General features: G+C 71.7%; 25 protein-coding genes and 1 pseudogene. 12 read left to right on the top strand and 14 right to left on the bottom strand.

What is annotated here, in order from left to right; all coding sequences use genetic code 11:
• Window positions 1-1022 (top strand): annotated as a pseudogene (locus tag BFF78_RS40940) (TolB family protein).
• Between the two features lie 110 nt (window positions 1023-1132).
• Here the strand turns inward: BFF78_RS40940 and BFF78_RS40935 are convergent.
• Window positions 1133-1687: a L,D-transpeptidase family protein gene (locus BFF78_RS40935; RefSeq protein ID WP_099055015.1), complete on the bottom strand. Its 555-nt coding sequence runs from the start codon at window positions 1685-1687 to the stop codon at window positions 1133-1135.
• A gap of 437 nt (window positions 1688-2124) precedes the next feature.
• On the opposite strand from BFF78_RS40935, the gene BFF78_RS40930 reads away from it, so the two are divergent.
• Window positions 2125-2502, top strand: coding sequence for a BlaI/MecI/CopY family transcriptional regulator (locus BFF78_RS40930; protein WP_069783095.1), 378 nt, complete (start codon window positions 2125-2127; stop codon window positions 2500-2502).
• 191 nt (window positions 2503-2693) lie between these two features.
• Window positions 2694-3836: a phosphate ABC transporter substrate-binding protein PstS gene (gene pstS / locus BFF78_RS40925; RefSeq protein ID WP_193433626.1), complete on the top strand. Its 1143-nt coding sequence runs from the start codon at window positions 2694-2696 to the stop codon at window positions 3834-3836.
• On the opposite strand, the gene BFF78_RS40920 is transcribed toward pstS, so the two are convergent.
• On the bottom strand, window positions 3820-4386 hold the full coding sequence (locus tag BFF78_RS40920) for a DedA family protein (RefSeq protein ID WP_069783093.1): 567 nt from the start codon (window positions 4384-4386) through the stop codon (window positions 3820-3822). The two genes, pstS and BFF78_RS40920, sit on opposite strands and share 17 nt — an antisense overlap.
• Window positions 4387-4699: 313 nt before the next feature.
• On the opposite strand from BFF78_RS40920, the gene BFF78_RS40915 reads away from it, so the two are divergent.
• The 3 genes from BFF78_RS40915 (at window position 4700) to BFF78_RS40905 (ending at window position 8632) form a co-directional block, all read left to right on the top strand.
• On the top strand, window positions 4700-6025 hold the full coding sequence (locus BFF78_RS40915; protein WP_069783092.1) for an MGDG synthase family glycosyltransferase: 1326 nt from the start codon (window positions 4700-4702) through the stop codon (window positions 6023-6025).
• Window positions 6022-6783, top strand: coding sequence for a polysaccharide deacetylase family protein (locus BFF78_RS40910; protein WP_069783091.1), 762 nt, complete (start codon window positions 6022-6024; stop codon window positions 6781-6783). Before BFF78_RS40915 ends, BFF78_RS40910 begins: the two co-directional genes overlap by 4 nt.
• A 142-nt stretch (window positions 6784-6925) precedes the next feature.
• A complete protein-coding gene (locus BFF78_RS40905; protein WP_069783090.1) occupies window positions 6926-8632 on the top strand; it encodes a DUF885 domain-containing protein in 1707 nt (568 codons plus the stop codon).
• Window positions 8633-8647: 15 nt separating this feature from the next.
• On the opposite strand, the gene BFF78_RS40900 is transcribed toward BFF78_RS40905, so the two are convergent.
• Together BFF78_RS40900 and denD are read right to left on the bottom strand one after the other, a co-directional pair.
• Entirely contained in the window at window positions 8648-8818 is a 171-nt protein-coding gene (locus tag BFF78_RS40900; RefSeq protein ID WP_159033143.1) for a hypothetical protein, read from the bottom strand.
• A gap of 47 nt (window positions 8819-8865) precedes the next feature.
• Window positions 8866-9888 (bottom strand): D-erythronate dehydrogenase, encoded by a 1023-nt coding sequence (gene denD, locus BFF78_RS40895; protein ID WP_069783088.1) that lies wholly within the window; start codon window positions 9886-9888, stop codon window positions 8866-8868.
• 227 nt (window positions 9889-10115) lie between these two features.
• Here denD and BFF78_RS40890 point away from each other — a divergent pair, with 227 nt between their 5' ends.
• A complete protein-coding gene (locus tag BFF78_RS40890) occupies window positions 10116-10844 on the top strand; it encodes an MBL fold metallo-hydrolase (protein ID WP_069783087.1) in 729 nt (242 codons plus the stop codon).
• Between the two features lie 38 nt (window positions 10845-10882).
• Here BFF78_RS40890 and BFF78_RS40885 read toward each other — a convergent pair whose 3' ends face one another.
• The 10 genes from BFF78_RS40885 to BFF78_RS40840 all read right to left on the bottom strand — a co-directional run bounded on the left by BFF78_RS40885 (window position 10883) and on the right by BFF78_RS40840 (window position 20619).
• Window positions 10883-12133: an RNA polymerase sigma factor gene (locus BFF78_RS40885; RefSeq protein ID WP_069783086.1), complete on the bottom strand. Its 1251-nt coding sequence runs from the start codon at window positions 12131-12133 to the stop codon at window positions 10883-10885.
• The gene (locus tag BFF78_RS40880) at window positions 12120-12482 is read right to left on the bottom strand and encodes a YciI family protein (RefSeq protein WP_079161687.1); all 363 of its coding nucleotides are present in this window, start codon (window positions 12480-12482) and stop codon (window positions 12120-12122) included. Before BFF78_RS40880 ends, BFF78_RS40885 begins: the two co-directional genes overlap by 14 nt.
• Before the next feature lie 64 nt (window positions 12483-12546).
• Window positions 12547-13146: a TetR/AcrR family transcriptional regulator gene (locus tag BFF78_RS40875; protein ID WP_227026066.1), complete on the bottom strand. Its 600-nt coding sequence runs from the start codon at window positions 13144-13146 to the stop codon at window positions 12547-12549.
• A gap of 71 nt (window positions 13147-13217) precedes the next feature.
• Window positions 13218-14117 carry a 3-hydroxybutyryl-CoA dehydrogenase gene (locus BFF78_RS40870; protein ID WP_069783084.1) on the bottom strand — a complete coding sequence of 300 codons (900 nt, stop codon included), beginning with the start codon at window positions 14115-14117 and terminating at the stop codon, window positions 13218-13220.
• A gap of 43 nt (window positions 14118-14160) precedes the next feature.
• Entirely contained in the window at window positions 14161-15333 is a 1173-nt protein-coding gene (locus tag BFF78_RS40865) for an acyl-CoA dehydrogenase family protein (protein WP_069783083.1), read from the bottom strand.
• Between the two features lie 67 nt (window positions 15334-15400).
• Window positions 15401-16504, bottom strand: a complete 1104-nt coding sequence (locus BFF78_RS40860; protein ID WP_227026065.1) for an acyl-CoA dehydrogenase family protein — start codon at window positions 16502-16504, stop codon at window positions 15401-15403.
• 104 nt (window positions 16505-16608) lie between these two features.
• Window positions 16609-18663, bottom strand: a complete 2055-nt coding sequence (locus tag BFF78_RS40855; protein ID WP_069783082.1) for an acetate--CoA ligase family protein — start codon at window positions 18661-18663, stop codon at window positions 16609-16611.
• A gap of 1 nt (window position 18664) precedes the next feature.
• The gene (locus BFF78_RS40850; protein ID WP_069783081.1) at window positions 18665-18856 is read right to left on the bottom strand and encodes a ferredoxin; all 192 of its coding nucleotides are present in this window, start codon (window positions 18854-18856) and stop codon (window positions 18665-18667) included.
• Between the two features lie 63 nt (window positions 18857-18919).
• Complete coding sequence (locus tag BFF78_RS40845; protein WP_069783080.1) at window positions 18920-20176, bottom strand: NADH-ubiquinone oxidoreductase-F iron-sulfur binding region domain-containing protein; 1257 nt, start codon at window positions 20174-20176, stop codon at window positions 18920-18922.
• On the bottom strand, window positions 20173-20619 hold the full coding sequence (locus tag BFF78_RS40840; protein ID WP_069783079.1) for a hypothetical protein: 447 nt from the start codon (window positions 20617-20619) through the stop codon (window positions 20173-20175). Before BFF78_RS40840 ends, BFF78_RS40845 begins: the two co-directional genes overlap by 4 nt.
• Window positions 20620-21102: 483 nt before the next feature.
• Here BFF78_RS40840 and BFF78_RS40835 point away from each other — a divergent pair, with 483 nt between their 5' ends.
• The 5 genes from BFF78_RS40835 (at window position 21103) to BFF78_RS40815 (ending at window position 26427) form a co-directional block, all read left to right on the top strand.
• On the top strand, window positions 21103-22281 hold the full coding sequence (locus tag BFF78_RS40835) for an aromatic ring-hydroxylating oxygenase subunit alpha (RefSeq protein ID WP_099055014.1): 1179 nt from the start codon (window positions 21103-21105) through the stop codon (window positions 22279-22281).
• Between the two features lie 173 nt (window positions 22282-22454).
• Window positions 22455-23579: a polyamine ABC transporter substrate-binding protein gene (locus BFF78_RS40830; RefSeq protein ID WP_069783078.1), complete on the top strand. Its 1125-nt coding sequence runs from the start codon at window positions 22455-22457 to the stop codon at window positions 23577-23579.
• A 1-nt stretch (window position 23580) separates the two neighbouring features.
• Window positions 23581-24474 (top strand): ABC transporter permease, encoded by an 894-nt coding sequence (locus tag BFF78_RS40825; RefSeq protein ID WP_069783077.1) that lies wholly within the window; start codon window positions 23581-23583, stop codon window positions 24472-24474.
• On the top strand, window positions 24471-25352 hold the full coding sequence (locus BFF78_RS40820) for an ABC transporter permease (RefSeq protein ID WP_079161686.1): 882 nt from the start codon (window positions 24471-24473) through the stop codon (window positions 25350-25352). Before BFF78_RS40825 ends, BFF78_RS40820 begins: the two co-directional genes overlap by 4 nt.
• Before the next feature lie 4 nt (window positions 25353-25356).
• Window positions 25357-26427, top strand: a complete 1071-nt coding sequence (locus BFF78_RS40815; protein WP_069783076.1) for an ABC transporter ATP-binding protein — start codon at window positions 25357-25359, stop codon at window positions 26425-26427.
• Window positions 26428-26447 lie beyond the last annotated feature (20 nt).

Raw genomic sequence — 26447 nt, 5'->3', positions numbered from 1 at the left:
ATGACACCGCTGCGCCTCCGCCTGCTCGTCCTCGGCACGGCGGTGCTGCTCCTCGCGGGCGTGGGCACCGGGATGGTCCTGCACGCCGCCTCCCGCGCGGATCGGGCGAACCAACCGCAGTCCGGCGGGCCCGCGGTCCGCGGGGCAAGGTGACGCTCAATCAGAAAGGCCGCCTGATGTTCCTCAACGCGGCGGCCGGCCCGCACCGCACCGCGGTCGCCTCGGTCCCGTCCGCCGACCCCGGGGGCGGGCGGGTCGCCTCGAAGCTGAAGTGCGCGCGCTTCTACGCTGCGGCCGGCACGGGCGTCTGCCTCCAGTCCGATCCCGGTGTCCTCAAGCAGAGCAATCGTGTCCTGCTCCTGGGCGCGGACCTGCGCACCCTGCGCACCTTCCCGCTCGCGGGCACCCCCAGCCGGGCCCGGGTCTCGCCCAGCGGGCGCTTCGTCGCCTGGACCGTCTTCGCCTCCGGCGAGTCCTATGCGTCCGCCTTCTTCTCCACCCGGACCTCGATCCTGGACACCCGCACCATGCGGCTGACTCCCAGTCTGGAGACGTTCTCCATCGTCAAGGACGGCGAGCCCTACCACGCTTCGGACATCAACTTCTGGGGCGTCACCTTCGCCTCCGACGACGACACCTTCTACGCCACCCTCAACACCGCCAGCCGCACCTACCTGGTCCGGGGTTCCCTCTCCCGGCGTACGGTCACCACCCTGGCCCAGAACGTGGAGTGCCCGTCGCTCTCCCCCGACGGGACGCGTGTCGCCTTCAAGAAGCGGGTCCTGCCCGGCACGTCCCTCTGGCACGAGTACGTCCTCGATCTGAGCACCCTGCGCGAGACCGCGCTCGCCGAACGCCACAGCGTCGACGACCAGGCCGCCTGGCTCGACAACCACACCGTCGCCTATGCCCTGCCCGCCAACGGCCAGGTCGGCGGCAGCGATCTGTGGAGCGTGCCCGCGGACGGCACGGGAAGCCCCCGGCTGCTGATCGCGGGTGCTTCGTCCCCCGCACCGCTGTAGAACGGGTCGGCGGGCAACTCCCGCGGGGCAGCGCCGGAGCGAGCCCAACTGGCGCTGCCGCCACCGCTGTTGAGGAAGAGCAGCAGCGCGCGGAGGGCCTTGAGCAGGTTTCAGGCCCGGAGTTGTTCCCGGTCCCCCATCACCATGACGGGATGACGCGCCGGGTCCAGGATGCGCAGGAGGGTCTTCATCCCGGACTCCGGGAGCGTGACGCAGGCCGATGTGCCGTCACCGTGGTCCATGTGCAGCCAGATCCCGCCGCCCTTGTCCACCCCGTGGGGGCGGCTCCAGTCGAAGGGCGGAACGCCCTTGACCCGGTTGTAGTCGATCGCGATGACGTAGTCGAAGTCACGAGCGTGGGCTTCGCCCGGGTTCAACATGGACTCGAAGGCGCTGTCGTCCTGCCAGTACCTCAAGCGGCTCCCGGGATCGTCCAGCGTGCCGCCCGCGTCCGTGAGCGTGAACACCCCGACCGGACTGTGCTCGTCGTCCATGCGGTGGTCCGTCGTCCAGCCCAGCCTGCCGTTGTGTGCGGGCCAGCTCGCCGTGCGTTCCCAGTGCGCGCCCCGCTTCTGGTAGAGAACGGCGATGCTGTCGGGTGAATCCCGGTAGTCGCCGTAGACGACCACCGCCTGTCCGGCGCCGGCCGGCACCTGTCTCCACATCCGGTCACCCACACCCGGAAGGCGATCTTCCGCAGCCCGTCGGCCGGGCGGGGCAGAGGCCGCACCCGGCGCACCGCCAGGGCTCCTGTGCTCGGGTCCGTGCTCACATGCCGCGGCAGGGGCCAGCAGGGCGCCGCAGGCCACAGCCGTGCATATGGCATGACGCACACCACCGCGCGGCTTCGGCCGGCAAGAGGACGAGGTCACTGTGAATGCCCGCATGATCACGATCTTGCGGCGAAACGGACGCGCCCCGCATCCGGACGGGGCATCCGGCTCAACGGTCTTCCGCACCGGCCGACGAACGGTCGGTCGAAGAAGTGACGGGGCGTCCCTGCGCCCCTCCCGGACCGCTCGCCGTGGGTGCTCTTCGACGTCTCGTAGTAGCTTGAACGGATCGAAAACGGCCTGTCGGTGGAGAGAAGTGGAGGTGCCGGGTGGCGCGCGGTAAGGATGTCCGGGGGGAGGCCCGACGGCGTGCGCGAGGTGAGCTGGAAGGGGAGGTGCTGGCCGCCTTGTGGGCAGCCGGCCGCCCGGTGACGGCAGCGGTGGTCCAGGAGAAGGTGACCGGTGCCGCGTACACGACAGTCCTGACGATCCTGACGCGGCTGTGCGACAAGGGGCTGGTGACCCGGCGGCGGGAGGGGCGCAGCCATGTGTACGCGCCCGTGGACGACCAGGCCGGGCTTGCGGCAGCGGGGATGCACTCGCTGCTGGACGAGGGCGGAGACCGCGCGGCGGTACTGGCACGGTTCGTGTCGGAGTTGTCGGCGGAGGACGAGAAGCTTCTGGAACAGCTGCTGCACGGCGCCTGACCGGCATGGAGCACGCATCACACCAGGAGACGCCGCAAGCGATCATCACTGTGCGCAATCAGTAGATTGCGTATAGTGATCAGGGTCGGTGCCGAGGCATCGCCGCTCAGGTGGACCGCAGGGATCACGCGGCACCACGCCCCCGACCGGGCCGACCCTGGCGGTCCACAGAAACGGAGAGCCGAAGAGTGATGCTTCAGCCCAGAAGTGGACTGTGCGGCCTGGCGGTCGGTGCGGCGGTTGTCTCAGGCACCCTGCTCCTGGCGGCCTGCGGCTCGAACGGCAGCTCCCGGCCCGCCGGCAGCTCGTCCATGGCCGCCTCGCCCGCCACCGCCGGCGCCGGCGGCGTCAACTGCGGCAAGGCGGCCACCGTGTCGGCTTCCGGCTCGACCGCGCAGGAGTTCGCGATGAAGGTCTGGATCAAGACCTTCATGCGGGCCTGCCCCGGAACCCGGATCCGCTACGAAGGCAGCGGCTCCGGTGCCGGCCAGACCGATTTCCTGGACGGCAGAACTGCCTTCGCGGGGTCGGACTCCGCGCTGAGCGCCGCCCAGATCAACCGGTCCAAGGGTGTCTGCTCCAACGGCGGCCGGGCCGTCCACCTGCCGACGGTCGGCGGCCCGATCGCCATCGGCTTCAACCTGCCAGGGGTCGGCAAACTGGTCCTGGACGCCCCCACACTGGCCAGGATCTTCGACTCACAGATCACCAAGTGGAACGATCCGGCGATCGCGAAGCTCAACTCCGGCACCAAGCTGCCGTCGACGCCGATCCAGGTGACGCACCGCTCCGATTCCTCCGGCACGACGGACAACTTCACGTCCTACCTGAGCGCCACCGCATCCAGCGCCTGGCCGCACGGCCACAGCAAGGAGTGGACGGCCAGGGGCGGCCAGTCCGCCAAGGGTTCCTCCGGCCTCGTCGAACAGGTGAAGAAGACGGTGGGTGCCATCGGCTACGTCGAGCTGCCGTACACAATCGCCCGCAACATTCCCACGGTATCGATCGCCACCGGCGCCCCCGCTCCGGTCGGCGCCAGTGTCCTTACGGCCTCCAAGGCGCTCGCCGGTTCCAAAATCGCCGGCAGCGGTGACGACCTCGTACTCGAACTCGACTACGCGACCAAGGCTCCGGCCGCCTATCCGATCGGCATGGTCACGTACGAAATCGTCTGCGACAAGGGCAACAAGCCGGCGACATGGCCCGCCACCAAGGCGTTCCTGACGTACATCGCCGGCGCCCAGGGCCAGGAGGACCTGAGCTTCGAGGGCTACGCGACGCTCCCGGCCACGATCGTGGACAAGGTCCGCAGCAGGATCAACAGCCTGTCCTAGTGCAGGGAGTCCGGCGACGACCGGGAAGGCAGGTCCGCTGCGGGCAGCGTACGGCCGCCCGGTGCGCGCGCAGCCATTGGACGGCGGGGGGCAGCAGCCCTACGGCGACGACCGCGGCGATGGCCGGGGCCAGGTACGCCGTTGCCCGCCGCCCGCTCTCGCCGAGGAGATACCCGGCCAGCACCAGCGACTGCGACCAGCCGAGTCCGGCCACGGTCTGCCACAGAGTGAAGGAGGCCGTCGGCATGTCCAGCAGGCCGGCTGCCGGATGGACCAGGGTGCGCACCACCGGCACGAACCTCCCCAGCACCACCGCTCTTCGGGGTCCGTACCGCGTGAACAGCGCTTCGGCTCGCTCCATGCGGGCCTGCCCCCGGCCCTCCAGCCGGCGCAGCCGCGCCGACCGAACGCCGCGCCGCCCCAGCCAGAATCCGGTCTGCGCGCCCGTGAGCGAGCCCACGCCCGCGCACACCAGCACCAGCACCAGCACCAGCACCAGCACCAGCACCAGCGACAACCGGGCCGCGCCCAGCCTGCGGATCCAGGACACCTGCCAGGGTCATGGGACCTGGTGCCATCGACGGGCTCTCCCCCTCCTGTGCGCTTCTGCGCCCGCACGATCTTCTACATGTTGTAGTAGATTTGCCGGCACCAACCCTCCCCCATCGAGTCCGCAGCCGAACTCCTTACTTCACCAGGGCCGTTCCCCAAGTTCTACATCATGTAGTAGCTTCGCTTTCGGCGCCGACGTGATCGCATCGTGCCCTGGTCCGCGTACGGGCGCGGCCTCGACCCGCGCGCGCTGCCGCCCTGGCCCGGGCATGCCCGGCCGTGCCCCGTATCCGTCAGGAGGCTGATCGACCGTGCCGGACCAGCTCCACCCGCTTCCGGGCTCGGCCCCTTCGCCGTCCACCCCACCGCCACCGGGCTGCGGCCCTCGGCGGGTCGTCGTCATCTCCGCGAGCGTCGGCGCGGGACACGACGGGGCGGCAGCCGGGCTGGCCGACCGCCTGACCGCACAGGGATTCCAGGTGGACCGGCACGACTTCCTCGACCTGCTGCCCGCGCACGCGGGCCGGTTGCTGTGCGGCGGCTACCACCGTCTGCTCACCTGGGCACCGGAGGGATACCAACGCCTGTACAAGGCCACGGAGCACTCTTCACGCCCCGGTGCGGTGTGGCGGGCGCTGTTCCGCAGTGCCGAGCACCGCACCCTGCGGACGATCACGCCGGACACCTGCGCGGTCGTCTCGACCTACCCGGGTGCCAGCCAGGTCCTCGGCGCGCTGCGGCGGCGCGGTCTGCTGACGGTGCCCGCCTTCACCTACCTGACCGACTTCTCTGTTCATGCCCTGTGGGTCGCCCCGGGCATCGACGCTCACCTGGCGGTGCACCAGGTTCCGGCGGCCCAGGCGCACGCGCAGGGCGCCGCCGCCGTCACGGTCGCCGGTCCCGTCACCGGCTCACGCTTCACCCCCGCCTCCGACGGCCAACGGCCCGCCGCGCGCGCCCGGTTCGGCCTGCCCGAGCACGCGCCGCTGGCCCTGCTCGTAGCGGGGTCATGGGGGGTCGGCCCGGTGCGGCAGGCCGCCGTCGAGATACGCGAGACGGGGGTCGCGGTCCCGGTGGTGGTGTGCGGCCGAAACCAGGCCCTCGTCGCGCGGCTGAAGCAGGATGGCATCGAGCACGCCTTCGGCTGGGTGGACGACATGCCGGGCCTCATGCACGCCTGCGACGTGCTGGTCCAGAACGCCGGCGGGCTGACCTCGCTGGAGGCGTTCGCCGCCGGGCTGCCGGTGGCCAGCTACCGCTGCATCCCCGGCCACGGCCGCACCAATGCCCAGGCGTTGGAGGAGGCAGGCCTGACGGCCTGGATCCGCACCCGCGAGGACCTGGGCCCCGCACTCACCGAGCTTCTGCACGGACCCCGAGGCCAGGCCCAACGCGCGGCGGGAATCGCCCTGCACCGGTCCGCCCCCGGGCCGGTGCCCGCCATCGCCGCAAGAACCGGATACGGGCCGGCACCCGCCGTCGTAGGCCACGCCGGCCGGCGACGGCTCGCCTTGACCGCAGCCGTCGCGGCGACCACCCTCTCGCTGGGCGTCGCCGGCCCGCTGGCCTACGCCTACACCGAAGCACCCGCCCGCTTCACCGCCGTTGCCCACTACCTGGACGGAGACAGGCGATGACCCCGGCCCGCCCCGCCCTGCTCGCCTCTGCCACGGTCCTGCCCGCGCTCGCCGCGTTGCACGCCGCCCCCGTGATCTCCACCTTCGGGCCGCTGCGCAACACGGCCATGCCACGCCTGGCCGGTCAGGGCCGCCCGGATCACATCGCCCTCACCTTCGACGACGGCCCCGACCACCTGTCCACCCCGCACTTCCTCAGCTTCCTGGAGACGCGCGGGGTCCGGGCCACCTTCTTCCTGCTCGGTTCGATGCTGGTCCGCTCCCCCGGGCTGGCGAAGGAGATGGCCGCCGCCGGGCACGAGATCGCCGTCCACGGCTGGCATCACCGGCCCTTGCTGGTGCGCGGCCCCCGGGCCACGTACGACGACCTCGCCCGCGCCCGCGACGCCGTGGCCGACGTCACCGGCCGGGCACCGGCGCTCTTCCGGCCGCCGTACGGGGTGATGACGACCGCCGCCCATCTGGCCTGCCGCCGCCTCGGATTGACCCCGGTGCTGTGGACCGCCTGGGGCGAGGACTGGCGCAAGCGGGCCACGCCCCGATCCGTCCAGGACACCGTCCTGCGGGACCTGCGCGGCGGCGGCACCGTCCTGCTCCACGACTCCGACTGCACCTCCGCCACCGGCTCCTGGCGCACCACCCTGCGGGCACTGCCCGGCATCCTCGACGCCTGCCAGGCGCGTGGCTGGCAGGTCGGCCCCCTGCGCGAACACGGAGTCCCCGACCGCCGCCCGGTGGCCGGTCCGGGCGGTGAGTGAGGCACCCGCCGTGACGAGCAACGGGCTTCCATGGCCGACGGGTTACTCAGGTGGACCGCGCCGCGGTTCCCGTCGGCGTGCGATCCCGAGCGGCCGAAAGTCGACGGCGGGCTGCTGACACCGTCGGCGGGGGTGCGTCAGCATGGGGCACGTGTCCGACAAACCGAGCACTCCGCGCCGGATCGCCGACGACTACGTCGCGCAGGTCGCCGCCCTCGATCCCATGACCTCGACCCGGCTGGGCCTGCACCCCGAGGACGCCCGGCAGCCGGATCTGTCTCCGGAGGGCTTCGAGGCGCTCGCCGAGCTGGCCCGGCGGACGCTGTCCGCGCTCGACGCCGCCGAGCGGCACGCCGAGAAGGACGGGGTGGTGTTCGAGGACGCCGAGCGGAACTGCGCCCGGCTGCTGCGAGAGAGGCTGACCGCCGCACTCGTCCTGCACGAGGCAGGTGATCACTTCCGCGAGCTGCGGAACGTCAATTCGCCCCTGCACAAGGTGCGGAGCATCTTCACCCTGATGCCCACCGACACCGACGAGAACTGGGCGGCCGTCGCCGGGCGGCTGCGCAACCTGCCCGGTGCACTGGACGGTTATCGGGCGACCCTGAGCGAGGGCATCGCCCGCGGGCTGCTGTGCGCGCCCCGGCAGGCCCGGGCCGTCATCGGCCAACTCGCCGCCTGGACCGGCGCGGACACCGGCGGGGCGAGCTGGTTCTCGACGCTCGTGGCCGCCGGTCCGCAGCGGCTCGGGCCGGAACTGGAGGCCGCCGCCGACCGGGCGACGGCCGCGGTGGCCGGCTTCCACGACTGGCTGCGCGGCACCTATCTGCCCGCCGCGAACGGCACCCCGGACCCCGTCGGCCGCGAGCGCTACCTGCGCTCGGCCCGCTGGGCCAACGGAACGGAACCGGACCCGGCGGAGGCCTACGCCTGGGCCTGGGAGGAGTTCCACCGGACGGTCGCCGAGATGCGGGCCGAGGCCGGGCGGATCCTTCCGGGCGCCGGCGTCCGGGAGACCATGGACCACCTGAACCGGCACGGTCACACCATCGTGGGCGAGGAGAACATCCGCGCCTGGCTCCAGCAGATCATCGACGAGGCGATCGACGCGCTCGACGGCACCCATTTCGACATCTCCGGCCCCCTGCGCCGGGTCGAGACCGTCATCGCACCCCCGGGCAGCTCGGGCGCTCCCTACTACAACGGTCCCAGCCTGGACTTCAAGCGCCCCGGGCGTACGTACCTGCCCACGCTGGGTCAACAGGCCTTCCCCACCTGGGAGATCGTGAGCACCTGGTACCACGAGGGCGTCCCCGGCCACCATTTGCAGACCGCGCGCTGGACCGCCGCCGCGGACCGCCTCAGCAGCTACCAGATCACCCTCGGCGCGGTCAGCGCCAACAAGGAAGGCTGGGCCCTGTACGCCGAGCGTCTGATGGACGAGCTGGGCTTCCTCACCGACCCCGCCCGCCGCCTCGGCTATCTGGACAAGCAGATGCTCCGGATCATCCGCGTGATCATCGACATCGGCATGCACCTGGAACTCGCCGTTCCCGCCGACTCCGGCTTCCACCCCGGCGAACGCTGGACTCCGGAGCTCGCCACCGCGTTCATGGCCGCCCACCACGGCAGCGACACCGCCCGCCGTACCAGCGAGATCGACCGCTACCTCGGCTGGCCCGGCCAGGCGATCGGCTACAAGCTGGGAGAACGTGCCTGGCTGCAAGGCCGTGCGGCCGCCCGCCGCCGCCTCGGCACCGGTTTCGACCTGCGCACCTGGCACATGAACGCACTCGCCCAGGGCTCGCTCGGCCTCGCCGACCTGGCCGACAACCTCGCATCGCTGTGACAGGAGGCCTTCCGGTTACTGTCCGATGACCTGCCACGCCTCGTAGGGGCCGGTCGTCGAGCCGTCGGGGTGCGCGTCGCGTTGCTGGTCCCAGCCCAGCCAGGCAGTCCATGCCGCCGCGGACAGCCCTGCCAGGACGAGTACGGACGACAGGTGGGCAACGGATCCCGGGATTCCTCGGCGCATGACCCGAGCGTGGCAGCCCCGGCCCTCACCGGTCAGCGCGCATGTACTCAGCTCCACCTGAGTACATGAGGAATCGGTCCTCGTGCATCGGCGACGTAGTCCTGTACGACGGACATGAAGTCCGCGTCGGGCTCGAGACCGAGTGCGGCGGCGCGGCTGTTGTCGAAGACGGCGGGCCAGGAGGCCACGATGGCCTCGATGGCGGGGTCGGGCCTGACGGTCACCAGGTCGGTGACGGCGTCGCCGCCCACCTGGCGCAGCGTCGCGAGCATCTCGGCGACCGACACCGTCAGGGCGGGAAGGTTGACCGGTACCCGGCCGTCGAGGCGTCCCGGCCCGGTGCCGCGCTCCGCCTCCGCGACTCGAAGGAGGCCGTGGACGGTGCGTCGCGGTGAGGACAGGGCCACCCGCAGGTCGGGGTGCACCGGGCAGGTTGCCGGGAGTCCGGCGAGCGGTTCGCGAACGATTCCGGACAGGAAGCCGGATGCGGCTGCGTTGGGTTGGCCCGGCCGTACCGAGACGGTCATCAGCCGGGCGACGCGGCCGTCGAGGAAGCCGTGGCGGGTGTAGTCCGCGATCAGGTGCTCGCAGATGAGCTTCTGCGTTCCGTAGCTGGACCGCGGCATGGGCGGGGTCGACTCGCTGACCACCGGGGGCATGGGCAGCGCCGGATCGGAACCGTAGACGGCGAGGCTGCTGGAGAAGACCACCCGCGGCAGCGGCCCGCCGGCGGCCGACTGAGCGCGGGCAGCGTCGAGCAGGGCGCGGGTGGTGTCCACATTGGCACGCATGCCGAGGCCGACGTCGGCCTCACACTCGGCCGAGACCGCGGCGGCCAGGTGGAACAGCACATGAACCGGCTCCGCGAACACGTCGTCGAGGCGGTCGATCAGGTCGCCGTGCACGATGTCCACGAGGGGGTCGGTCGCCGCCGGTGAGTCGGGCCGTACCACGCGGTCGGCAAGCACCAGTCGGTCGATCGGGGTGCCTCCGAACGCCCGCGTCCGCAGCAGTGAGGCGGTGAGCAGGCCTCCCAGGAAACCGAACGCGCCCGTGATGACGACCCTCACGTGATGACTCCTCGCTGTGTGCCGGGCTGGATCACCGCAAGCGAACGGCAGGCTGCGCCGGGCGCATCGACGCCGTCCGGCACAGCGTCCATGTTCTCTCTGCCCGCCGGCACCCGGCCGCAAAGACACCCGCGGGGCCGGCAGCGTGCCCGGTGACGCCGTCGGGTGACGACCGGCGGGCCGGCCGCACCACGGTGTGGTGACGCGAATTGTGGGATCCTGCGCAGGTGCGCGAACTGACGGTGCTGGGGACGTGCGGTGCCTGGCCGGAGGCCGGACGGGCGGCGAGCGGCTTCCTGCTCGAGGGCGACGGATTCCGCCTGGTCGTCGATCTCGGCTACGCGACACTGCCCCGGCTGCTGGCGCGGTGCTCGGCGAGCGAAGTCGACGCCGTGGTCATCACCCACGAACACCCGGATCACTGCGCTGATCTGAGCGCGCTGTGCCGAGCGCTGCTCCTCGGCGGGGAGCGCCGCGGGCGGGTGCCGTTGTACTGCCCGCCGGGCGTGCTCGAACGAGTACAGGCGATGGAGCCGACCGAGGAACTGCGTGAGGTCTTCGACCCGCATCCGCTCCCGGGTGGCTACGAGGTCGGACCCTTCCGACTGGACGGGCGGCTCCTTCCTCATCATGTGCCGCACGCGGGCCTGCGGTTGACCGGGCCGGGCCTGACCGTCGCCTACAGCGGCGACGCCGGTCCCGACCGAGCGCTCGGTGAACTGGCGGCCGGGGCGGACCTGTTGGTCGCCGGGGCGACTCTCCAGGGTCCGGCAGCCGAGCCGTACCTGCTCAGCGCCGCCCAGGCAGGCCGGTTGGCCGCCGACGCGGGGGCGGAGCGCCTGCTGCTCACACACTTCTGGCCCGGAGCCGAGCGCCGGCGGTCCGTCGCGGAGGCCGGTGCCGCCTACGGCGGGGAGATCCTGGCCGCACATGAGGACATGGTCCTCACCCTTTGATGCCGGCCACGAGACGCTGACCCCCCGGTGCGCTCCGCTCAGCCGGTGGCGTCGCTGCCGCGCAGGCGGGCGGTGAGCAGGGAGCGCTCGGCGGGGTTGGCGGTGCGGCGGAGCGCCTCCCGGTCGGCCTCGGCGGCCTCCGCGTCGCGGCCGAGGTCGCGCAGCAGCGCGGCGCGGGTGGCGTGGAAGAGGTGGTAGCGGCCCAGCCGGTCCGTGAGGGTGTCGACCTGGGCCAGCGCGGCGGCCGGGCCGTCGGTGTGGCTGAGCACGACGGCACGGTTCAGGCGTACGACGGGTGAGGGGTCGACGGCCAGCAACATGTCGTAGAGCCTGAGCAGTTGGGGCCAGTCGGTCTCGTTCCAGCTGGGTGCCTCGCAGTGCACGGCGGCGATGGCGGCCTCGATCTGGTACGGGCCGGTCCGGCCGAGCGCGGCGGCTCGCTCGATGAGGGCGGTGGCGCTGCGGATGCGCTGTGCGTCCCAGCGGGTACGGTCCTGGTCGGCGAGGGGGACGAGCCGTCCGCCGGCGTCCAGGCGAGCGGGCCAGCGGGCCGCGTGCAGGCGGATCAGGGCCAGCAGCGCGAGCGGTTCCGGCTCCTGGGGCAGTGAGCCGGCCAGCAGGGCGGCGAGCCATTCGGCGTCGTCGACCAGCTCGCGCCGGACTCCGAGGTCTCCGCCGGTGGTGAAGCAGCCCTCGTTGAAGACGAGGTACACCACGCGCATGACCTGGGGCAGCCGCTCGGCGCGCTCCTCGGGCTCGGGCGCGCGGTAGGGGATGCCGGCGGCCTGGATCTTCTGTTTCGCCCGGGTCACGCGCTTGGCGAGGGTGGCTTCGGGCACCATGAACGCCCGCGCGATCTCGGCGGTGGTCAGGCCCACCACGGCACGCAGGGTGAGCGCGACCTGCGCATCGGGCTCCAGGGCGGGATGGCAGCAGGTGAAGATGAGCCGCAGGCGGTCGTCGGGCTCCCGTTCGGCCGAGTCGGGCAGGGCTTCGATGCGGGCCGCGAGCTGCGGGAGCCGGTCCTGGAATCGGGCCTCGCGGCGGATGCGGTCGAGGGCCTTGTTGCGCGCGCAGGTCAGCAGCCAGGCTCCGGGCCGTCTGGGCGGGCCGGAGCTCGGCCAGCGCCGCAGTGCCTCCACGACGGCCTCGCCGACCATCTCCTCGGCCAGGTCGAAGTCGCCGAGGAGGCGGACCAGGCTGGCGGTCAGCCGGCCCGCTTCCTCGCGGAAGACCCGTTCGATGAGCGACCGGGTCTCCCGGGCGCCGACCGGGTCAGCGCTCGACAATCGGACGCACCTCCACCTTGCCGTCGGGCACCGGGAAGCTCGCCGCCAGTTCCAGGGCGGCGTCCAGGTCGGGCACCTCGACGATCGCGTAGCCGCCGATCGCCTCCTTGGCCTCCAGCAGCGGGCGGTCGATCATGCTGGCGCGGCCCTCCTCGACCACCACCGTCGTCGCGGTGCCGGGTTCGCGCAGCTGGTTGGCCTCGACGATGGTCCCGTCGGCGCGGTGCTTGGTGAACCATTCCACGATCCCGCCGAACACCTCCGCGCGCTCCTGCTCGGAGCCCTCCTCCTGCCAGGCGCCACGGGTCAGCAGCAGTACGTACTTCATGGTGTCCTCCTTGGTCGTCATGCCTGTCTACCTTCACGACGAACAAGCCGGCGCCGAAAGGACAGGGCACGCCCGCCCGTCGGATTCACTCCATCGGCATGCCGTCGGGCAGGCCCAGCGCCGCGGACACCTGGCGCCAGATGGCGGTGAGCGCGCCGTCCAGGGTGACCGTCGGGTCGCGCAGCATGAGGCGGATGCCGTAGCCGTCGCTGAGGGACAGGACGAGCGTGCACAGGTCGTCCACGTCGGTCGGCGTGAACTCGCCGGAGGCGATGCCGCGCCGTACCGCGTCGGCCACCCAGGTGTGCAGCTGCGCGTACAGGTCCACGGCATAGGCCCGGGTGGCCTCGTCGCGCAGCGCCCGGACCCACAGTTCCTGCCACAGCCGCCAGTCCTGGTGGAGTTCGGGATCGGTGGGCAGCAGGTTGCGCACGATGCGGGCCAGGATGACCGCCGCGGGCGCCGTTTCCGCGTCGCGTTCCACGTCGGTGGCGGTGTTGGCGAAGGAGTGGGTCATCGCCTCGGTGAACAGCTTCTCGCGTGTGTCGAAGTGGTAGTGCAGCAGAGCCGTCGACACGCCCGCCCGCTCGGCGACCATGCGCATCCGGATCTTCTCGAAGCCGATCTCGGCGATGGCCTCGCACGCCGCGGTCAGGATGCGCTCGCGCGTGTCTGCCGTGCGCATCTTGGTGGACACCCTGCGGCTCCCCTCGGTCGGTGGTCGTACGCCACGCCCATCTTCCCTCACCTTGCTTCTCACCGGGGCGCCGTCGGTGCCGTCCCGCGCCGGGCTTCCGCGTCGTAGACGTGGAAACCGCGCCCGGACTTCCGTCCCAGCAGCCCGGCCTCGACCATCCGGGACAGCAGCGGAGGCGGTGAGTACTGCGGTTCGCGGAACTCGGCGTACAGCGACTCGGCGATGGCCCGTGTGGTGTCCAGGCCGATCAGATCCGCCAGCGCCAGCGGTCCGAGCGGGTGCGCGCAGCCGAGGACCATCCCGCGGTCGACGTCCTCGACGCTCGCGCTGCCCGACTCCACCATGCGGACGGCGGCCAGCAGATACGGCACGAGCAGCGCGTTGACGATGAATCCGGCCTTGTCCCGGGTGCGGACGACCTCCTTGCCGAGCCGGCCCGTCACGAAGGTCTCGGCGCGTGTCACGGTGTCGGCCGAGGTGAGGAGAGAGGGGACGAGCTCGACCAGCCGCAGTACCGGTACGGGGTTGAAGAAGTGCACGCCGACGACGTGTTCCGGGCGGGTCGTCGCGGAGGCGAGCCGGATGACCGGGATGGAGGAGGTGTTCGTCGCGAGGAGGGCGTGCTCGCCGGTGACCACGGAGTCGAGGCGGGTGAAGACGTCGGCTTTGAGGCGCTCGTCCTCCGCCACGGCCTCGATCACCAGGTCGCGGTCGTGCAGTGCCTCGAGCTGGTCGACCACGGTGATCAGGCCGGCTGCCGCCGTGCGCCGCTCTTCGGTGAGTCTGCCGTGCGCGGTGGCCCGCTCGAGCGAGCGGGCGATGCGCAGACGGCCCGAGCCGGCCGCCTGCGCGTCGCGTTCCACCACGGTCACCGGCAGGCCGGCCCGCGCACAGACCTCGGCGATGCCCGCGCCCATCAGTCCGCAGCCGACGACTCCGACGCGTTCGATGCCGGTCATCCGAGCTTCCCTTCGATCTGTGTCGGCCGTTGTGTCATGGGGGTCAGGCGGTGGGCAGGTCCAGGACCCCGGAGCCACGCTTGATCAGCTCGTTCGCGATGATCAGCCGCTGGATCTCGGACGTGCCCTCCCAGATGCGGTCCACGCGCAGCTCCCGGTACAGCCGCTCGACGGCGTACGTACGGTCGTAGCCGCGCCCACCGTGGATCTGCAGGCACCGGTCGATCACCCGGCCCGAGGCCTCGCTCGCCGCGAGCTTGGCGATGGCGGCCTTGGCATGCAGCGTCTTGCGGTCCCCGGCCGGGGCCTGGTCGACCTCCCAGGCGACCTGGTGGGTGTAGGCACGGTTGACGGCGATGTCCACGGCGCAGTCGGCGAGCATGCCCTGGATCAGCTGGTACGACGCGATCGGCGCCCCGAACTGTTCACGCTCCACCGCCCAGTCACGGGCCAGCTCCAGGGCACGCTCGGCGGCGCCCGTCGTGCGTGCCGCGATCATCAGGCGCTCCTCGGTGAACCACGAGCGCGTGATGTCGTACCCCTCGCCGATGCCGCCGAGCACCGCGTCCTCCCCCACCTGGACGTCGGTGAAGGTGAACTCGGGGTGCTCGTAGACGAAGGTGTGCATGAAGCGGGGCACCCTTGTCATCTCGATGCCGGGGGTGTCCTTGTCGACGAGGAACAGCGTCGGCGCGCGGTCCGGCCCCGCCGCGGCGAGCACGATCATGAAGTCGGCGTGGTCGCCGACCGTCACGAACCACTTCTCCCCGTTGAGCACCCAGCCGCGGTCGTTCTTGGTGGCCGTGGTGGCGAGGTTCTGTGGGTCCGAGCCCGCGCCGGGCTCGGTGACGGCGTAGCAGTCGCGCCGCTCGCCCTTGATCACCGGGATGAGGAAGCGCTCGCGCTGCTGCGGGGTGCAGAACCTGAGCGCGTTGGCGGGCCGCCACACCATGTCCCACAGGGCGCCGGTGAGCCGGCCCAGTTCCTCCTGGACGGTGACCTGCTCGGCGATGGTGAGTCCGGCGCCGCCCCATTCGGCCGGCATGTTGACGGCCTGGAGTCCCGCGTCGAGGACCGCGTCGCGGATCTTGGTGTGTGTGTCGGCGGGCAGGCCGTTGTCCTCCTCGCACGGGATCTCGTAGGCGGCGATGAAGTCGGTGAGGGCGCGGGCGTGGGCCTTGAGCTGTGCCTGGCGCGGGGTGAGCCGGTAGTCCATGGGAGTCCTCGCTGTGCGGTGCCGAAGGGGTGCGGTGGTGGAGGGGTGCCGAGGTGGAGGGCGGTGGTCAGTGCGTGGGCAGGGCCAGGGCGCGGGTGCCGCGCTTGATCAGCTCGTTCGCGATGATCAGCCGTTGGATCTCGGACGTGCCCTCCCAGATGCGGTCGACGCGCAGCTCGCGGTACATGCGCTCGACGGGGTAGGTGCGGTCGTAGCCCCGGCCGCCGAAGATCTGCAGACAGCGGTCCGCGACCCGGCCGGCGGCCTCACTGGCGGCGAGCTTGGCGGTGGCGGCCTTGGCGTGCAGCGTCTTGCGGTCGGTGTCCGGCTGGTCCGCCTCCCAGGCGACCTGGTGGGTGTAGGCACGGTTGACGGCGATGTCGACGGCGCAGTCGGCGAGCATGCCCTGGATCAGCTGGTACGACGCGATCGGCGCCCCGAACTGCTCGCGCTCCACCGCCCAGTCACGGGCGAGCCGCAGGGCGCGCTCGGCCGCGCCGACGGTGCGTGCGGCGATCATCAGGCGTTCGTCCGTGAACCATTGCTTGGTCAGCTCGTAGCCGTTGCCGACACCGCCGAGCACGTCCTCGTCGGCCACGAAGACATCGGTGAAGGTGAACTCGGGGTGCCCGTTGACGGCGGAGTGCATGAAGTGCGGCACCCGTGTCATCGCGACTCCGGACGCGGCCTTGTCCACGAAGAAGAGGGTGGGCAGCCGGTCGGGCCCGGCGTCCGCCTGCACCAGCAGGAAGTCGGCGATGTCGCCGCAGGTGACGAACCACTTCTCCCCGTTGAGCAGCCAGCCGCCGTCGGTGCGGGTGGCCGTGGAGGTTCCGGAGGAGGGGTCCGAGCCCGCGCCCGGTTCGGTGACGGCGAACGCGTCGAACTTCTCCCCGCGGATCACGGGCAGCAGGTACTTCTCGCGCTGGCGTTCGTCGCCGTACGCGAGCACGTTGGCCGGCCGCCAGGGGACGTCCCACAGGCAGTTGGTGACCTTGCCGAACTCCTCCTCCACGATGACCTGGTCGAGCAGGCTGAGGCCGGCGCCGCCCCACTCGGCGGGCATGTTGATGGCGTAGACGCCGGCGTCCATGGCGGCCCGGGTCAGTTCGGCGACCAGCTCGTGCGGCAGGGGGCCGCCGGCCTGCTCGGACTGGTTCTCGTACCGCATCAGCAGACGCGCGTAGTCGGCGGCGCGGCGCTTGAGGTCGGCCTGCTCGGGGTGTAGCGCATGTCCATGGGGGCCTCTTCGGTCGGCTCACAAAGGTGGTTGGGTCAGGCGAGTACGGCGCGGGAGTCCAGGGCGAGGACCCCGTGCGGGCGCACGAGCAGGGGGTTGACCTCGATCTCGGCGATCTCCGGGTGCGCGGCGGCGAAGGCCGTGATCGTCTCGACGGCCGCCGCGGCCGCCGCGACATCGACGGGAGGTCTGCCGCGCGCCCCGTCGAGCAGGGCGGCGGTCCGCAGTCCGCGCAGCAGGTGCAGGGCGCGCTCGGCGGTCACGGGGGCCAGGGTGAAGGCGACGTCGTGCAGGGCCTCGGCCAGTACGCCGCCCAGGCCCACCATGGCGACGGGACCGAAACGGGGATCGCGGTTGACGCCGACGATCAGCTCCACGCCGTCGGTCAGGTCCGCCATCGCCTCCACGGAGTAGGAGGGGGCGCCGAGCCTGGCATGCATCTCGCGGAAGGCGGTGCGCAGTTCGTCGGGTCCGGCCAGGCCGAGTGCCACGCCGCCCGCGTCGGACTTGTGCAGCAGATGGAGGGCCTTGAGGACGTAGGGCCCGCTGAACTCCTCGGTCACGGCGAGGAGTTCGGTCTCGTCGTGGACCTCCCGTGCGGCCGGGAAGGACAGGCCGGCCGCCTCCAGGGCCCTGCGGGTCTGCAGATAGCCGCTCTCGCGCAGCGGGACCGCGGGCGCGGGGAGGGGCGTGATGCCCGCAGACGGCGCGCCGGGTGCCGTGGCGGCGAGGGCGCGGGCGGCGTCCTCGGTGGCGGAGAAGACCGGGATGCCGGCGGCGGCCAGGGTGCGGCAGCTCGGCGACTCGGGATACATCGACTGCACCACGAGCGGCTTCGCGGTGGCCCGGTGGCGGTCGGCGATGAGGCGCGCGGCGGCCTGTTCCCCGTCCGCGAGGACCGTGCCGCCTCCGCCGAGCCCGCCGTCGACGGCCGCGTACCCGCCGAAGTAGCCCGTCATCAGCACGGCGTCGGTCTCCTCGGCCGCCAGCAGCGCGGCGACGGTCTCCGCGTACGAACCGGGGTCCTGCTCCCCCATCCCGGCGAGGTCCACCGGGTTGGTGACGGCCGACTGCTCCCACAGGACCTTCCGGAGCTCATCCCGTGTCGGCTGGTGGAGCTCGGGGACGCTCAGGCCTGCCGCCTCGACGGCGTCGGCGGCGATGACACCGTGGCCGCCGCCGTCCGTGAGGACCGCGACCCGGCGTCCGGCTGCGCGCCGGGCGCCGCTCAACCCGGCCAGGACGACGGCGAGTTCGCGCGGGGTGGCGACCAGTTCCACACCGGCGTCCCGGCAGGCCGCGGCCACCACGTCGGCCGAGGTGGTGAGCGCACCGGTGTGGGACTGTGCGCTGCGTGCGGAGGCGTCGCCGCGTCCGGCGGTGAGCAGGACCACGGGCTTGCCCGCCCCGGCGGCGGCCTCGGCGAAGGCGCGTCCGTCGGCGAAGTCCTCCGCGTAGACCGCGACGGCGCGGGTGCCCTCGTGCCGGGCGCAGTCGGCGAGCAGGTCGACGAGGGTGACGTCGGCCTGGTTGCCCAGCGAGACGAAGCGCGAGAAGCCGAGTCCGTGCGGGCGGAAGCGGAGCTGGAGTTCCAGGGCGAGGTTGCCGCTCTGGCTGAGGAGGGCGACACCGCCGGGGGTGAAGGTGTCGGAGGCCAGGAAGAGGTCCGTGGTGTTGTCGGCGAGTCCCAGGCAGTTCGGTCCGACCATCACGGCACCGGCGGCGCGTACCCGTTCGGCGACGGCGTGCTGGCGTGCCCGTCCCGCGGCGCCGGTCTCCGCGAAGCCGGCGGTGATGGCGACGACGGCGCGGGCCCCGCACCGGAGTGCCTCGTCGACGGCGTCCTCGAAGCCGGCGGCAGGTACGGAGATCACCGCCAGGTCGACGGGTTCGCCGATCGCGCTCAGGCTGGTGGCCGCGGTACGGCCGAGGACCGTACCGCCGCGCCGGTTGACCAGGTGGAGGGGGCGGCGGCCGTTGGCGCGCAGGGCCTGGGCGGCGATGGCGTGGCCGTACTTGGCGGGGTCGTCGCTGGCTCCGACGACGGCGACGGAGACGGGGTCGAAGAGAGCCGACAGGTCGCGTCCCATGTCACTTGACCAGTCGCAGCGCGGAGTTGGGGCAGGCCGCCACGGCGGCTTCGGCGGCGTCCGCGCCGACGGCCGTCACTTCGGTCACGCGGACCCCGGCGTAGCCCCACTCGTCGAGGTCGATCAGCTCGGGCGCGGGTTCCTGGCAGAGGCCGTAGCCCTGGCAGCGGGTGGAGTCCAGCAGGAGTTTCACGGTGGGGTCCTTTCGGGTGCGCTTCGGGGCGGGGAGGGGCGGGAACGGCGGGGAAGGGCGGGGTCAGGGCACGGTCACCGTGAACCGGCGGCCGTCGGTGGGTGCCCTGTCGGTGCACGCCGGGCAGCCGGTGCCGCGGTGGGCGTCGATCCGGCCGGGGAAGTGGGCGAGGAGGGAGGCGACGATCCGGGCGGCGGCGTCGAGCAGACCGCACGCCCCGCGGCCGGGCAGCTGCCGCGACCAGCGGTGCAGCCGGTCGCCCGCCGTGTCGTCCGCCTCACCGCGGGCCACGGCCGTGAGGGTCCCGGCCAGCGCCCCGGTCCCGGAGACGCACACCCCGCACTGCCGGGCGCTCTGCGCCGCGAGGTAGGCGATGGCTTCGGTGGCAACGGCGAGGGGGCAGTCCGCGGGGTGCAGGAAGTGCAGCGCTCCGCAGCCGAGTGCGCCGCCGGCCGCTTTCAGCAGGTCGTGGTCGAGCGGGAGGTCCGGCCAGCCCGCGCCGTGCAGTCCGCCGAACAGACCGCCCAGGAGAACCGCCTCGGCCCTGCCGTGCCCGCACAGGTCGGCGAGGACCTTCAGATGCGTACCGGCGGGCACCTCGGCCAGGGCGGCGGTGGAACCGCCGGATCCCGAGACCGTCACCAGATGAGCGCCGGCCACGGCCACCGCGGCATCGGGGCACGCGTGCATCACCGCGATCCGCGCCAGTGTCTCGACGTTGGCGACCAGCGTGGGCGCACCGCCGACCCCCGCCTCGAAGGGGCGCGGGGGCTTCGCCCTGGGCAGGGCCGGACCGCCCTCGATACGCCGTACGACCGCGGTCTCCTCCCCGGCCACGTACGCCCCCTCCGTTCGTACGACCTCGATGCGCAGGCCGGTGTTACGCACGGTGAGCGCGTGCCGGACGGCCTGTTCGGCGCGGGCGTCGGAGAGGTAGACGTAGCCGTGCTCGGCGCCGGTCATGGCCGCGGCCAGCCGCAGGCCGTCCAGGACCAGGTGCGGGCGGTGGCACAGCAGCCACCGGTCCTTGACCGATCCGGGCTCGCCCTCCTCGCCGTTGGCCACGACGACGGGCCGGCCGGGGGCGTTCAGCACGGCGCGCAGCTTCACTGCGGCGGGGAAGCCGGCGCCCCCGCGGCCCCGCAGTCCGGCGGCGGTGATCAGGTCGAGCAACGGGTCCCGCGCGGTCAGCGGTGCGTACCCGCCCACCGCGAGGTATCCGGCGAGATCCTCGACACCGCGGTACGGCTCGGCACCGAGCACCGGCGAGACGAGCAGACCGGGCTGTCCTTCGGGGAGGAGGGAGTGGACGCCGGTCATACGGTGCTCCTGGGATTGCAGTGGCCTGAGTGGCCGGAGTGATCAAAGGGGCTTCCGCCAGAGCGCGCTCGCAACCGCGCCAACGCCCGTTCCAGGTCCCGTCGCTGCGGGGCGGTGCGCGCGTAGGCGGTGCCGGGCAGGCCGATCAGCATGCGGTGGTGGTCGAGGACGACCTCGCCGGCCACCAGCGCCGGCCGGGGGTCGCCGCTCGTGGATCCCGCCGCGGCCCGGACGACCAGGTCGGTGACTTCGCCGAGGTAGCGCAGCCAGCTGTGCTGCGTGCCGCGCAGCACCAGGCGCTCGACGCGCTGCCGCTCGGCGTCGACCGAGGCGGACGAGGGGCGGCCGGCCGCCGGTGCGCGCAGGGCGGCCACCGCGGCGGGCAGTTCCCGTTCGGGCTCCGGCGTGAGGCCGAGCCATACCAGACTTCGGCGGGCGCTCATGGGTGCCTCCTTGGCCGAACCGTCTCCGGATGGCCCGGAAACGGGGTGGCGCGGCGACGGCGTGGACGGGGGTGCCTCGGCGCCCGGCCGGGGTCGGGTGGGAAGCGGGTGCGGGGTGCCGGCCTCGGGGTCGGGCACGGCGTGGACAGCGGGGCATCCTCGACGGTGCGACGTGATCGGCCGGAGCCGTGCACCGCCCGGATCGATGGTGTCCGGAATCGGACGCCCGGGTGGCGCGGATCGAGGTCCGCGGGCTTACGGAACGGCCGCGAAAGGCCCTTCACGAGCCTTGGCCATCCACCTGCCACGAGACTAACTAACTAATTAGTCAGGACACAAGTCTTGACTTGCGGCCACCCCGGCAGCACTCTGACTAACCAATCAGTCAGCCGGATCCCGGCAGGTCGAAAGGCCATTCCTGCCGAACTTCCCCGGCACAGCCTCACCGCCCATCGCCGCCGCCGCGGCGCGGAGGAGGACTCCATGCACCCCTCGACCACCACTCGGGCAGCCGCCGTCTCCGCTGTCCCGCCGGAGCCGCCCCCCGAGCATCCCGGGGACGCCCTGCCGGCCCGCTACTACACAGATCCGGCCATCGCCGAGGCCGAGACCGCACGCATCTTCGCCAAGTCCTGGCAGCTCGTCTGCCACGAATCCGACCTCCCCGGCCCCGGTGCGCGCCTGACCGCCACCGCGGCCGGCCGGGAGGTGCTGGTGGTCCGCACCGAGGACGGGGGCCTCGCCGCCCACCTCAACGTCTGCCGGCACCGCGGCACCCGCCTGGTCACGGCGCCCGAGCCGGCCGGCAAGGCGATCCGCTGCCCGTACCACGGCTGGACCTACAAGCTGGACGGACGCCTCGTCGGCGCCCCCGAGGCCCGTCGGATCCCCTGCCTGGACAAGCCCAAGCTGGGGCTGCACCCGGTCAATGTCGAGTCCTTCCTCGGCTTCGTCTTCGTCAACCTCGATCTGGAGGCGACCCCGCTCGCCGAGAGCTGCGCCGGGCTCGCCGAGGCCGTCGGCCGCTACGCGGGGCCCGGCCTCGTGCCCGTCGGCAAGCACCGCATCCACGACGTGGCGAACGGCGAGGAGCAGAACGCCAACTGGAAGGTGATCGTCGACAACTACCTGGAGGGCTATCACGTCCCCGTCGCCCACCCCGCGCTCATGCGGCTGCTGGACTACCAGGCGTACACGGTGGACGTACGGGAGAACTACGTCCTGTTCGAATCACCGCTGCGCGACAAACCCTCCTCGAACTGGTCGGAGCGGCTCTACCAGCGCCTCGCGGCCCCGATGCCCGGCCTGGCCGAGGCCGACCGGCGGGTGTGGCGGTACGCCGTGATCTATCCGAACACGCTCATCGACTTCTACCCTGACCACGTGCTCGCGTGGACCGCCCTGCCCACCGCCCAGGACCGGGCGGCGATCCCGGGCGCCTTCTACACCAAGCACGGGGAGAGTGTCCGCACCCGGCTGGCGCGACGGCTGAACATCCACATCGGCTGGGTCACCAACGACGAGGACGCCGAGCTGGTGGAGCGCGTACAGGCCGGTCTGACCACGCCCGGTTTCGAGCCGGGCCCGCTCTCACAGCGCGAGGCCGCCGTCGGCTGGTTCGCCCGCCGGGTCCGGGACGACCTGGGGGGAAAGGCACCGTGACGTCCTCGCGCACGCCGCATGCCGAACGCCCTCGAACGGGCTTACCCCTCCCCCGCTGACGCACGATCGCACCCTCCCCAGACCGGTCTTCCCTACGGAGTCAGGGCCTGTAGTGAGCCGACCAGCCGGTCCCGCCCTGGAGTTGTGCCGTTCCTCAATGGAGAGGACGTTCGATGTCCCCCGAGGTACCATCGCCGACCCGACGCGCCGTGCTGCGGACGGGCGCCTGCGCGCTACTGGGCGCCACGGCCGGCGGCTGCGGGTTCATGCCCGCGAAAACGCCCGATGCCCAGCAGCTCGCCCCGGTCAGGGCCCGCGTCGACGGCGATCTCGTCTACTTCAACTGGGCCGACTACGTCGACCCGTCCGTGTTCAAGGGCTTCGAGAAGGAGTACGGCGTCAAGGTCATCCAGTCGAACTTCGACTCGATGGAAGGCATGGTCGCCAAGCTCAACGCCGGCAACCGCTACGACGTCGTCTTCCCCAGCGCCAAATGGGCCCAGCGCCTGGTCCACGGCGGCCGGCTGCGCCGTATCGACCACACCCAGCTCACCAACGCGCACGCCATCTTCGGCAAGTACACATACTTCGCCGACCCCTGGTACGACCCCGGCTCCGCGCACACGGTCCCCTTCACCGCGTACAAGACGGGCATCGGCTGGCGCCGCGACAAGATCGGTGAACTGACCGGATCCTGGCGCGACCTGTGGAGCGACAAAGCCCGCGGCAAGGTCTTTCTGCTGGACGACCGCGACGAGGTCCTCGGAATGGGTGCCCTCGAACTCGGTCTGAAGGTCAGCACCGGGAACACCGGTGACCTGGACCGGATCACGTCCCTGCTGGGCACCCTCCGCCCCCATCTGCGCGGCTTCTCCAGCGACAGCTACAACAACCTGCTCAACGGCAACGCGGTCATGACACAGGCGTGGAGCGGCGACATGGCCGCCATGCTCAACCAGGCCAAGGATCCGTCCGTGTTCGGCTTCGAGGCCCCCAAAGAGGGCACGCCGATCAACTCCGACTGCTACGCCATTCCCTGGAACGCCCCGCACCCCGGCACCGCGATGCTGTTCATCGACTACATGCTGCGGCCGGAGAACGTGAAGAAGAACATCGAGTACATCGGCTATCCGATGCCGGTGGCGGGCACCGAGAAGACATACGCCGACCTGGTCAAACCGTTCCCCGAGTGCCTCGTCACCGAGGACGACCTCAGGGCCGGCCTGTTCTTCCGCAACGGCGGCCGCGCGGCGGAGGACGCCCGCGACACCGCCTGGACCCATGTGAAGGCGGGCTGACATGGCACTGCTGCGCCCCTCCTCGCGCATCCGCCGGCGCGGCACCGGCGGCGACCGCATCTGGACCTGGCTCATGGTGCCGGGCACCCTGTGGATGACCGGGTTCCTGATCGCCTCGCTGGTGCTGGTCGCCGTGCTCGCGGTCGGCACCACCGACGACCTCGGCAATCCCCGCTTCGGCTTCGACCTGTCCGGCGTCCGCGCCCTCGCCGACCCCGCCTACAGCGAGGTCCTGGCCCGCTCCCTGGGCTACGCGCTGCTGACCTGTGCGATCTGTCTGCTGATCGCCTACCCGGTGGCGTACACCATCGCCCTGCACGCAGGACGGTACAAACACGCGCTGATCGCGGCGATCGTGGTCCCGTTCTTCGCCAACTATCTGGTGCGCATGTACGGCTGGTCGGTCGTCCTGTCCGACGACGGACCGGTGCTGCGCACGCTGCGTGCCGTGGGGCTGGCCGACGGGAACACGAAGATCCTCAACACCGGCGTCGGCGTGGTCGCGGGACTCGTCTACGGCTTCGTCGTCTTCATGATCATTCCGCTGTACGCGGCGCTGGAACGCCTGGACGTCTCCCTCATCGAGGCCGGCCGCGACCTGTACGGCGGCCCGGTCCGCACCTTCTTCTTCGTCACCCTGCCCGCCACCCGGCAGGGCGCGGCGGCCGGGCTCGTCCTGGTCTTCCTGCCCGCCATGGGCGACTTCGTCAGCGCACAGCTCATGGGAGGGCCGGACCAGATCATGATCGGCAACCTGATCCAGGACAAGTTCTTCCAGGGCCAGAACTGGCCGCTGGGGTCCGCGCTCACCATGCTGCTGATGCTCGTCCTGCTGATCGGGATGCTGGGCTATCTGCGGCGCACCCGCAAGGACGAGGCGGAGGCCCGCCGATGACCCTGCTCAGGCTGCCCTCCGCCACGGCCCCGGCCCGTCCTGCCGTCAAGGCCCGCACCCGCCGCGGGCGCGCCGACCGCAAGCCGCGCGTCCTCATCGCCGTCACCGGGCTGTTCTTCGCACTGCTGTACCTGCCCATCGCCGTCGTCACCCTGTTCTCGTTCAACTCCAAGAAGTCCCTGACCGTGTTCAGCGGGTTCAGCCTGCGCTGGTACCGCGCCTTCGTCCACGACGACGTGCTGATCTCCTCCCTGGGGACCAGTCTGCGCATCTCCCTGGTGGCGATGGCCGGTTCGGTCGTCCTCGGGGTGGCGCTCGCGCTCGGCCTGGTCCGCTGCCGCACCCGGCTCGGCTCACTGGCGGGCCTGATCATGCTGGTGCCGCTGGTCACACCGGAGATCGTCACCGGCGTCGCCTCGATGCTGCTGTTCAAGGGGCTGGGCGTGGCCCTGTCCACCGGCACGGTGATGCTCGCCGAGATCACCTTCTCCATCTCCTACGTCACCGTCATCCTCCGCTCCCGCATCGCCGCGCTGAATCCGGAGGTGGAGGAGGCCGCGATGGACCTGGGCGCCACCCGCTGGCAGGCGGTCCGCCTGGTGACCCTGCCGGCCCTGCTGCCCGCCGTACTCGCCTCCGCCGTGCTGATCTTCGCGCTGGTCTTCGACGACTTCGTCCTCGCCTACTTCACCACCGGCGTCGATCCCCAGCCGCTGTCGGTTCGCATCTACTCGGCCATCCGCTTCGGCGTACAGCCCACCATCAACGCGGTCGGCACGCTGATGCTCGCGGGATCCGTCGGCCTGATCGCCCTGGCCCTGTTCATCCCGCGCCTCTTCGGCCGCCGTGGCGGCCTCGACATCCTCTCCGGAGAGTGACCCCATGGACGCGACCCCGGCCGTCCGGCTCGACGGCGTCTCCAAGCAGTTCGGTGACTCCTACGCCGTCCACCGCCTCGACCTCGACATCGAGGCCGGGCACTTCTTCTCCCTGCTGGGCCCCTCCGGCTGCGGCAAGACCACCACGCTGCGCATGATCGGCGGGTTCAGCGACCCCACCGAGGGCTCGGTGCTGCTCGCCGGTGAGGAGGTGACCGCGCTGCCGCCCAACCGGCGCAACGTCAACACGGTCTTCCAGAGCTACGCGCTGTTCGACCACCTGAGCATCGCCGACAACGTCGCCTTCGGCCTCAAGCGCAAGGGCGTGGCCAAGGCCGAGATCCGGCAGCGCGTCGGCGAGATGCTGGATCTGGTCCAGCTCGCCGGCCTCGCCGAGCGCAAGCCCCGTACGCTCTCCGGCGGCCAGCGCCAGCGCGTCGCGCTCGCCCGCGCGCTGGTGAACCGCCCGGCCGTCCTGCTGCTGGACGAGCCGCTGGCCGCGCTCGACCTGAAGCTGCGCCGGCAGATGCAGGTGGAGCTGAAGCAGATCCAGCGCGAGGTCGGCATCACCTTCGTCTTCGTCACCCACGACCAGGACGAGGCGCTGACGATGTCGGACCGGATCGCCGTGATGAGCGAGGGCCGCGTCGAGCAGTGCGGCACACCCGAGGACGTCTATGAGCACCCCACAAGCCGGTTCGTCGCCTCGTTCATGGGCACGTCCAACCTGATGTCCGGCACCTACCGGGGCGGCGAGGTCGCCCTGGAAGGCGGTCCCGCCCTGCCGGTCGGCGCCCGCACCGGCATCACGGACGGCGCCTCGGTCAGCGTCTCGGTGCGCCCCGAGAAGATCTGGCTGTCCGACTTCGAACCGGGCATGTCGGTGCTGTCGGGTGTGATCCGCGAGACGGTCTACAGCGGCCCGACCACGACCTACCTCATCGAACTCGCCCCGGGCGTCACGCTGTCCGTGCTGGAACAGAACACGGCCCGCGCACGCATGGAGGACCGCTGGAGCGGCGGCGAGACAGTGGAGTTCGGCTGGCGGCCCGAGCACTGCCTGGTCCTGGCCTGAGCCACTTCACAGAGAGCGAA

It is taken from the genome of Streptomyces fodineus (assembly GCF_001735805.1).
In the GTDB taxonomy this organism is placed as follows: domain Bacteria; phylum Actinomycetota; class Actinomycetes; order Streptomycetales; family Streptomycetaceae; genus Streptomyces; species Streptomyces fodineus.
Note: the sequence above shows the minus strand (reverse complement) of the source record. Positions and strands in the feature narration are given on the sequence as shown.

What these genes read in the sequence shown, in the direction of transcription:
- BFF78_RS40935 (WP_099055015.1), bottom strand. Translation starts at nt 1,687, where the DNA reads ATGTGGAGACAGGTGCCGGCCGGCGCCGGACAGGCGGTGGTCGTCTAC.
- pstS (WP_193433626.1), top strand. Translation starts at nt 2,694, where the DNA reads ATGCTTCAGCCCAGAAGTGGACTGTGCGGCCTGGCGGTCGGTGCGGCG.
- BFF78_RS40910 (WP_069783091.1), top strand. Translation starts at nt 6,022, where the DNA reads ATGACCCCGGCCCGCCCCGCCCTGCTCGCCTCTGCCACGGTCCTGCCC.
- BFF78_RS40905 (WP_069783090.1), top strand. Translation starts at nt 6,926, where the DNA reads ATGGGGCACGTGTCCGACAAACCGAGCACTCCGCGCCGGATCGCCGAC.
- BFF78_RS40900 (WP_159033143.1), bottom strand. Translation starts at nt 8,818, where the DNA reads ATGCGCCGAGGAATCCCGGGATCCGTTGCCCACCTGTCGTCCGTACTC.
- BFF78_RS40880 (WP_079161687.1), bottom strand. Translation starts at nt 12,482, where the DNA reads ATGACGACCAAGGAGGACACCATGAAGTACGTACTGCTGCTGACCCGT.
- BFF78_RS40875 (WP_227026066.1), bottom strand. Translation starts at nt 13,146, where the DNA reads ATGCGCACGGCAGACACGCGCGAGCGCATCCTGACCGCGGCGTGCGAG.
- BFF78_RS40870 (WP_069783084.1), bottom strand. Translation starts at nt 14,117, where the DNA reads ATGACCGGCATCGAACGCGTCGGAGTCGTCGGCTGCGGACTGATGGGC.
- BFF78_RS40865 (WP_069783083.1), bottom strand. Translation starts at nt 15,333, where the DNA reads ATGGACTACCGGCTCACCCCGCGCCAGGCACAGCTCAAGGCCCACGCC.
- BFF78_RS40860 (WP_227026065.1), bottom strand. Translation starts at nt 16,504, where the DNA reads ATGCGGTACGAGAACCAGTCCGAGCAGGCCGGCGGCCCCCTGCCGCAC.
- BFF78_RS40855 (WP_069783082.1), bottom strand. Translation starts at nt 18,663, where the DNA reads ATGGGACGCGACCTGTCGGCTCTCTTCGACCCCGTCTCCGTCGCCGTC.
- BFF78_RS40845 (WP_069783080.1), bottom strand. Translation starts at nt 20,176, where the DNA reads ATGACCGGCGTCCACTCCCTCCTCCCCGAAGGACAGCCCGGTCTGCTC.
- BFF78_RS40840 (WP_069783079.1), bottom strand. Translation starts at nt 20,619, where the DNA reads ATGAGCGCCCGCCGAAGTCTGGTATGGCTCGGCCTCACGCCGGAGCCC.
- BFF78_RS40835 (WP_099055014.1), top strand. Translation starts at nt 21,103, where the DNA reads ATGCACCCCTCGACCACCACTCGGGCAGCCGCCGTCTCCGCTGTCCCG.
- BFF78_RS40830 (WP_069783078.1), top strand. Translation starts at nt 22,455, where the DNA reads ATGTCCCCCGAGGTACCATCGCCGACCCGACGCGCCGTGCTGCGGACG.
- BFF78_RS40825 (WP_069783077.1), top strand. Translation starts at nt 23,581, where the DNA reads ATGGCACTGCTGCGCCCCTCCTCGCGCATCCGCCGGCGCGGCACCGGC.
- BFF78_RS40820 (WP_079161686.1), top strand. Translation starts at nt 24,471, where the DNA reads ATGACCCTGCTCAGGCTGCCCTCCGCCACGGCCCCGGCCCGTCCTGCC.
- BFF78_RS40815 (WP_069783076.1), top strand. Translation starts at nt 25,357, where the DNA reads ATGGACGCGACCCCGGCCGTCCGGCTCGACGGCGTCTCCAAGCAGTTC.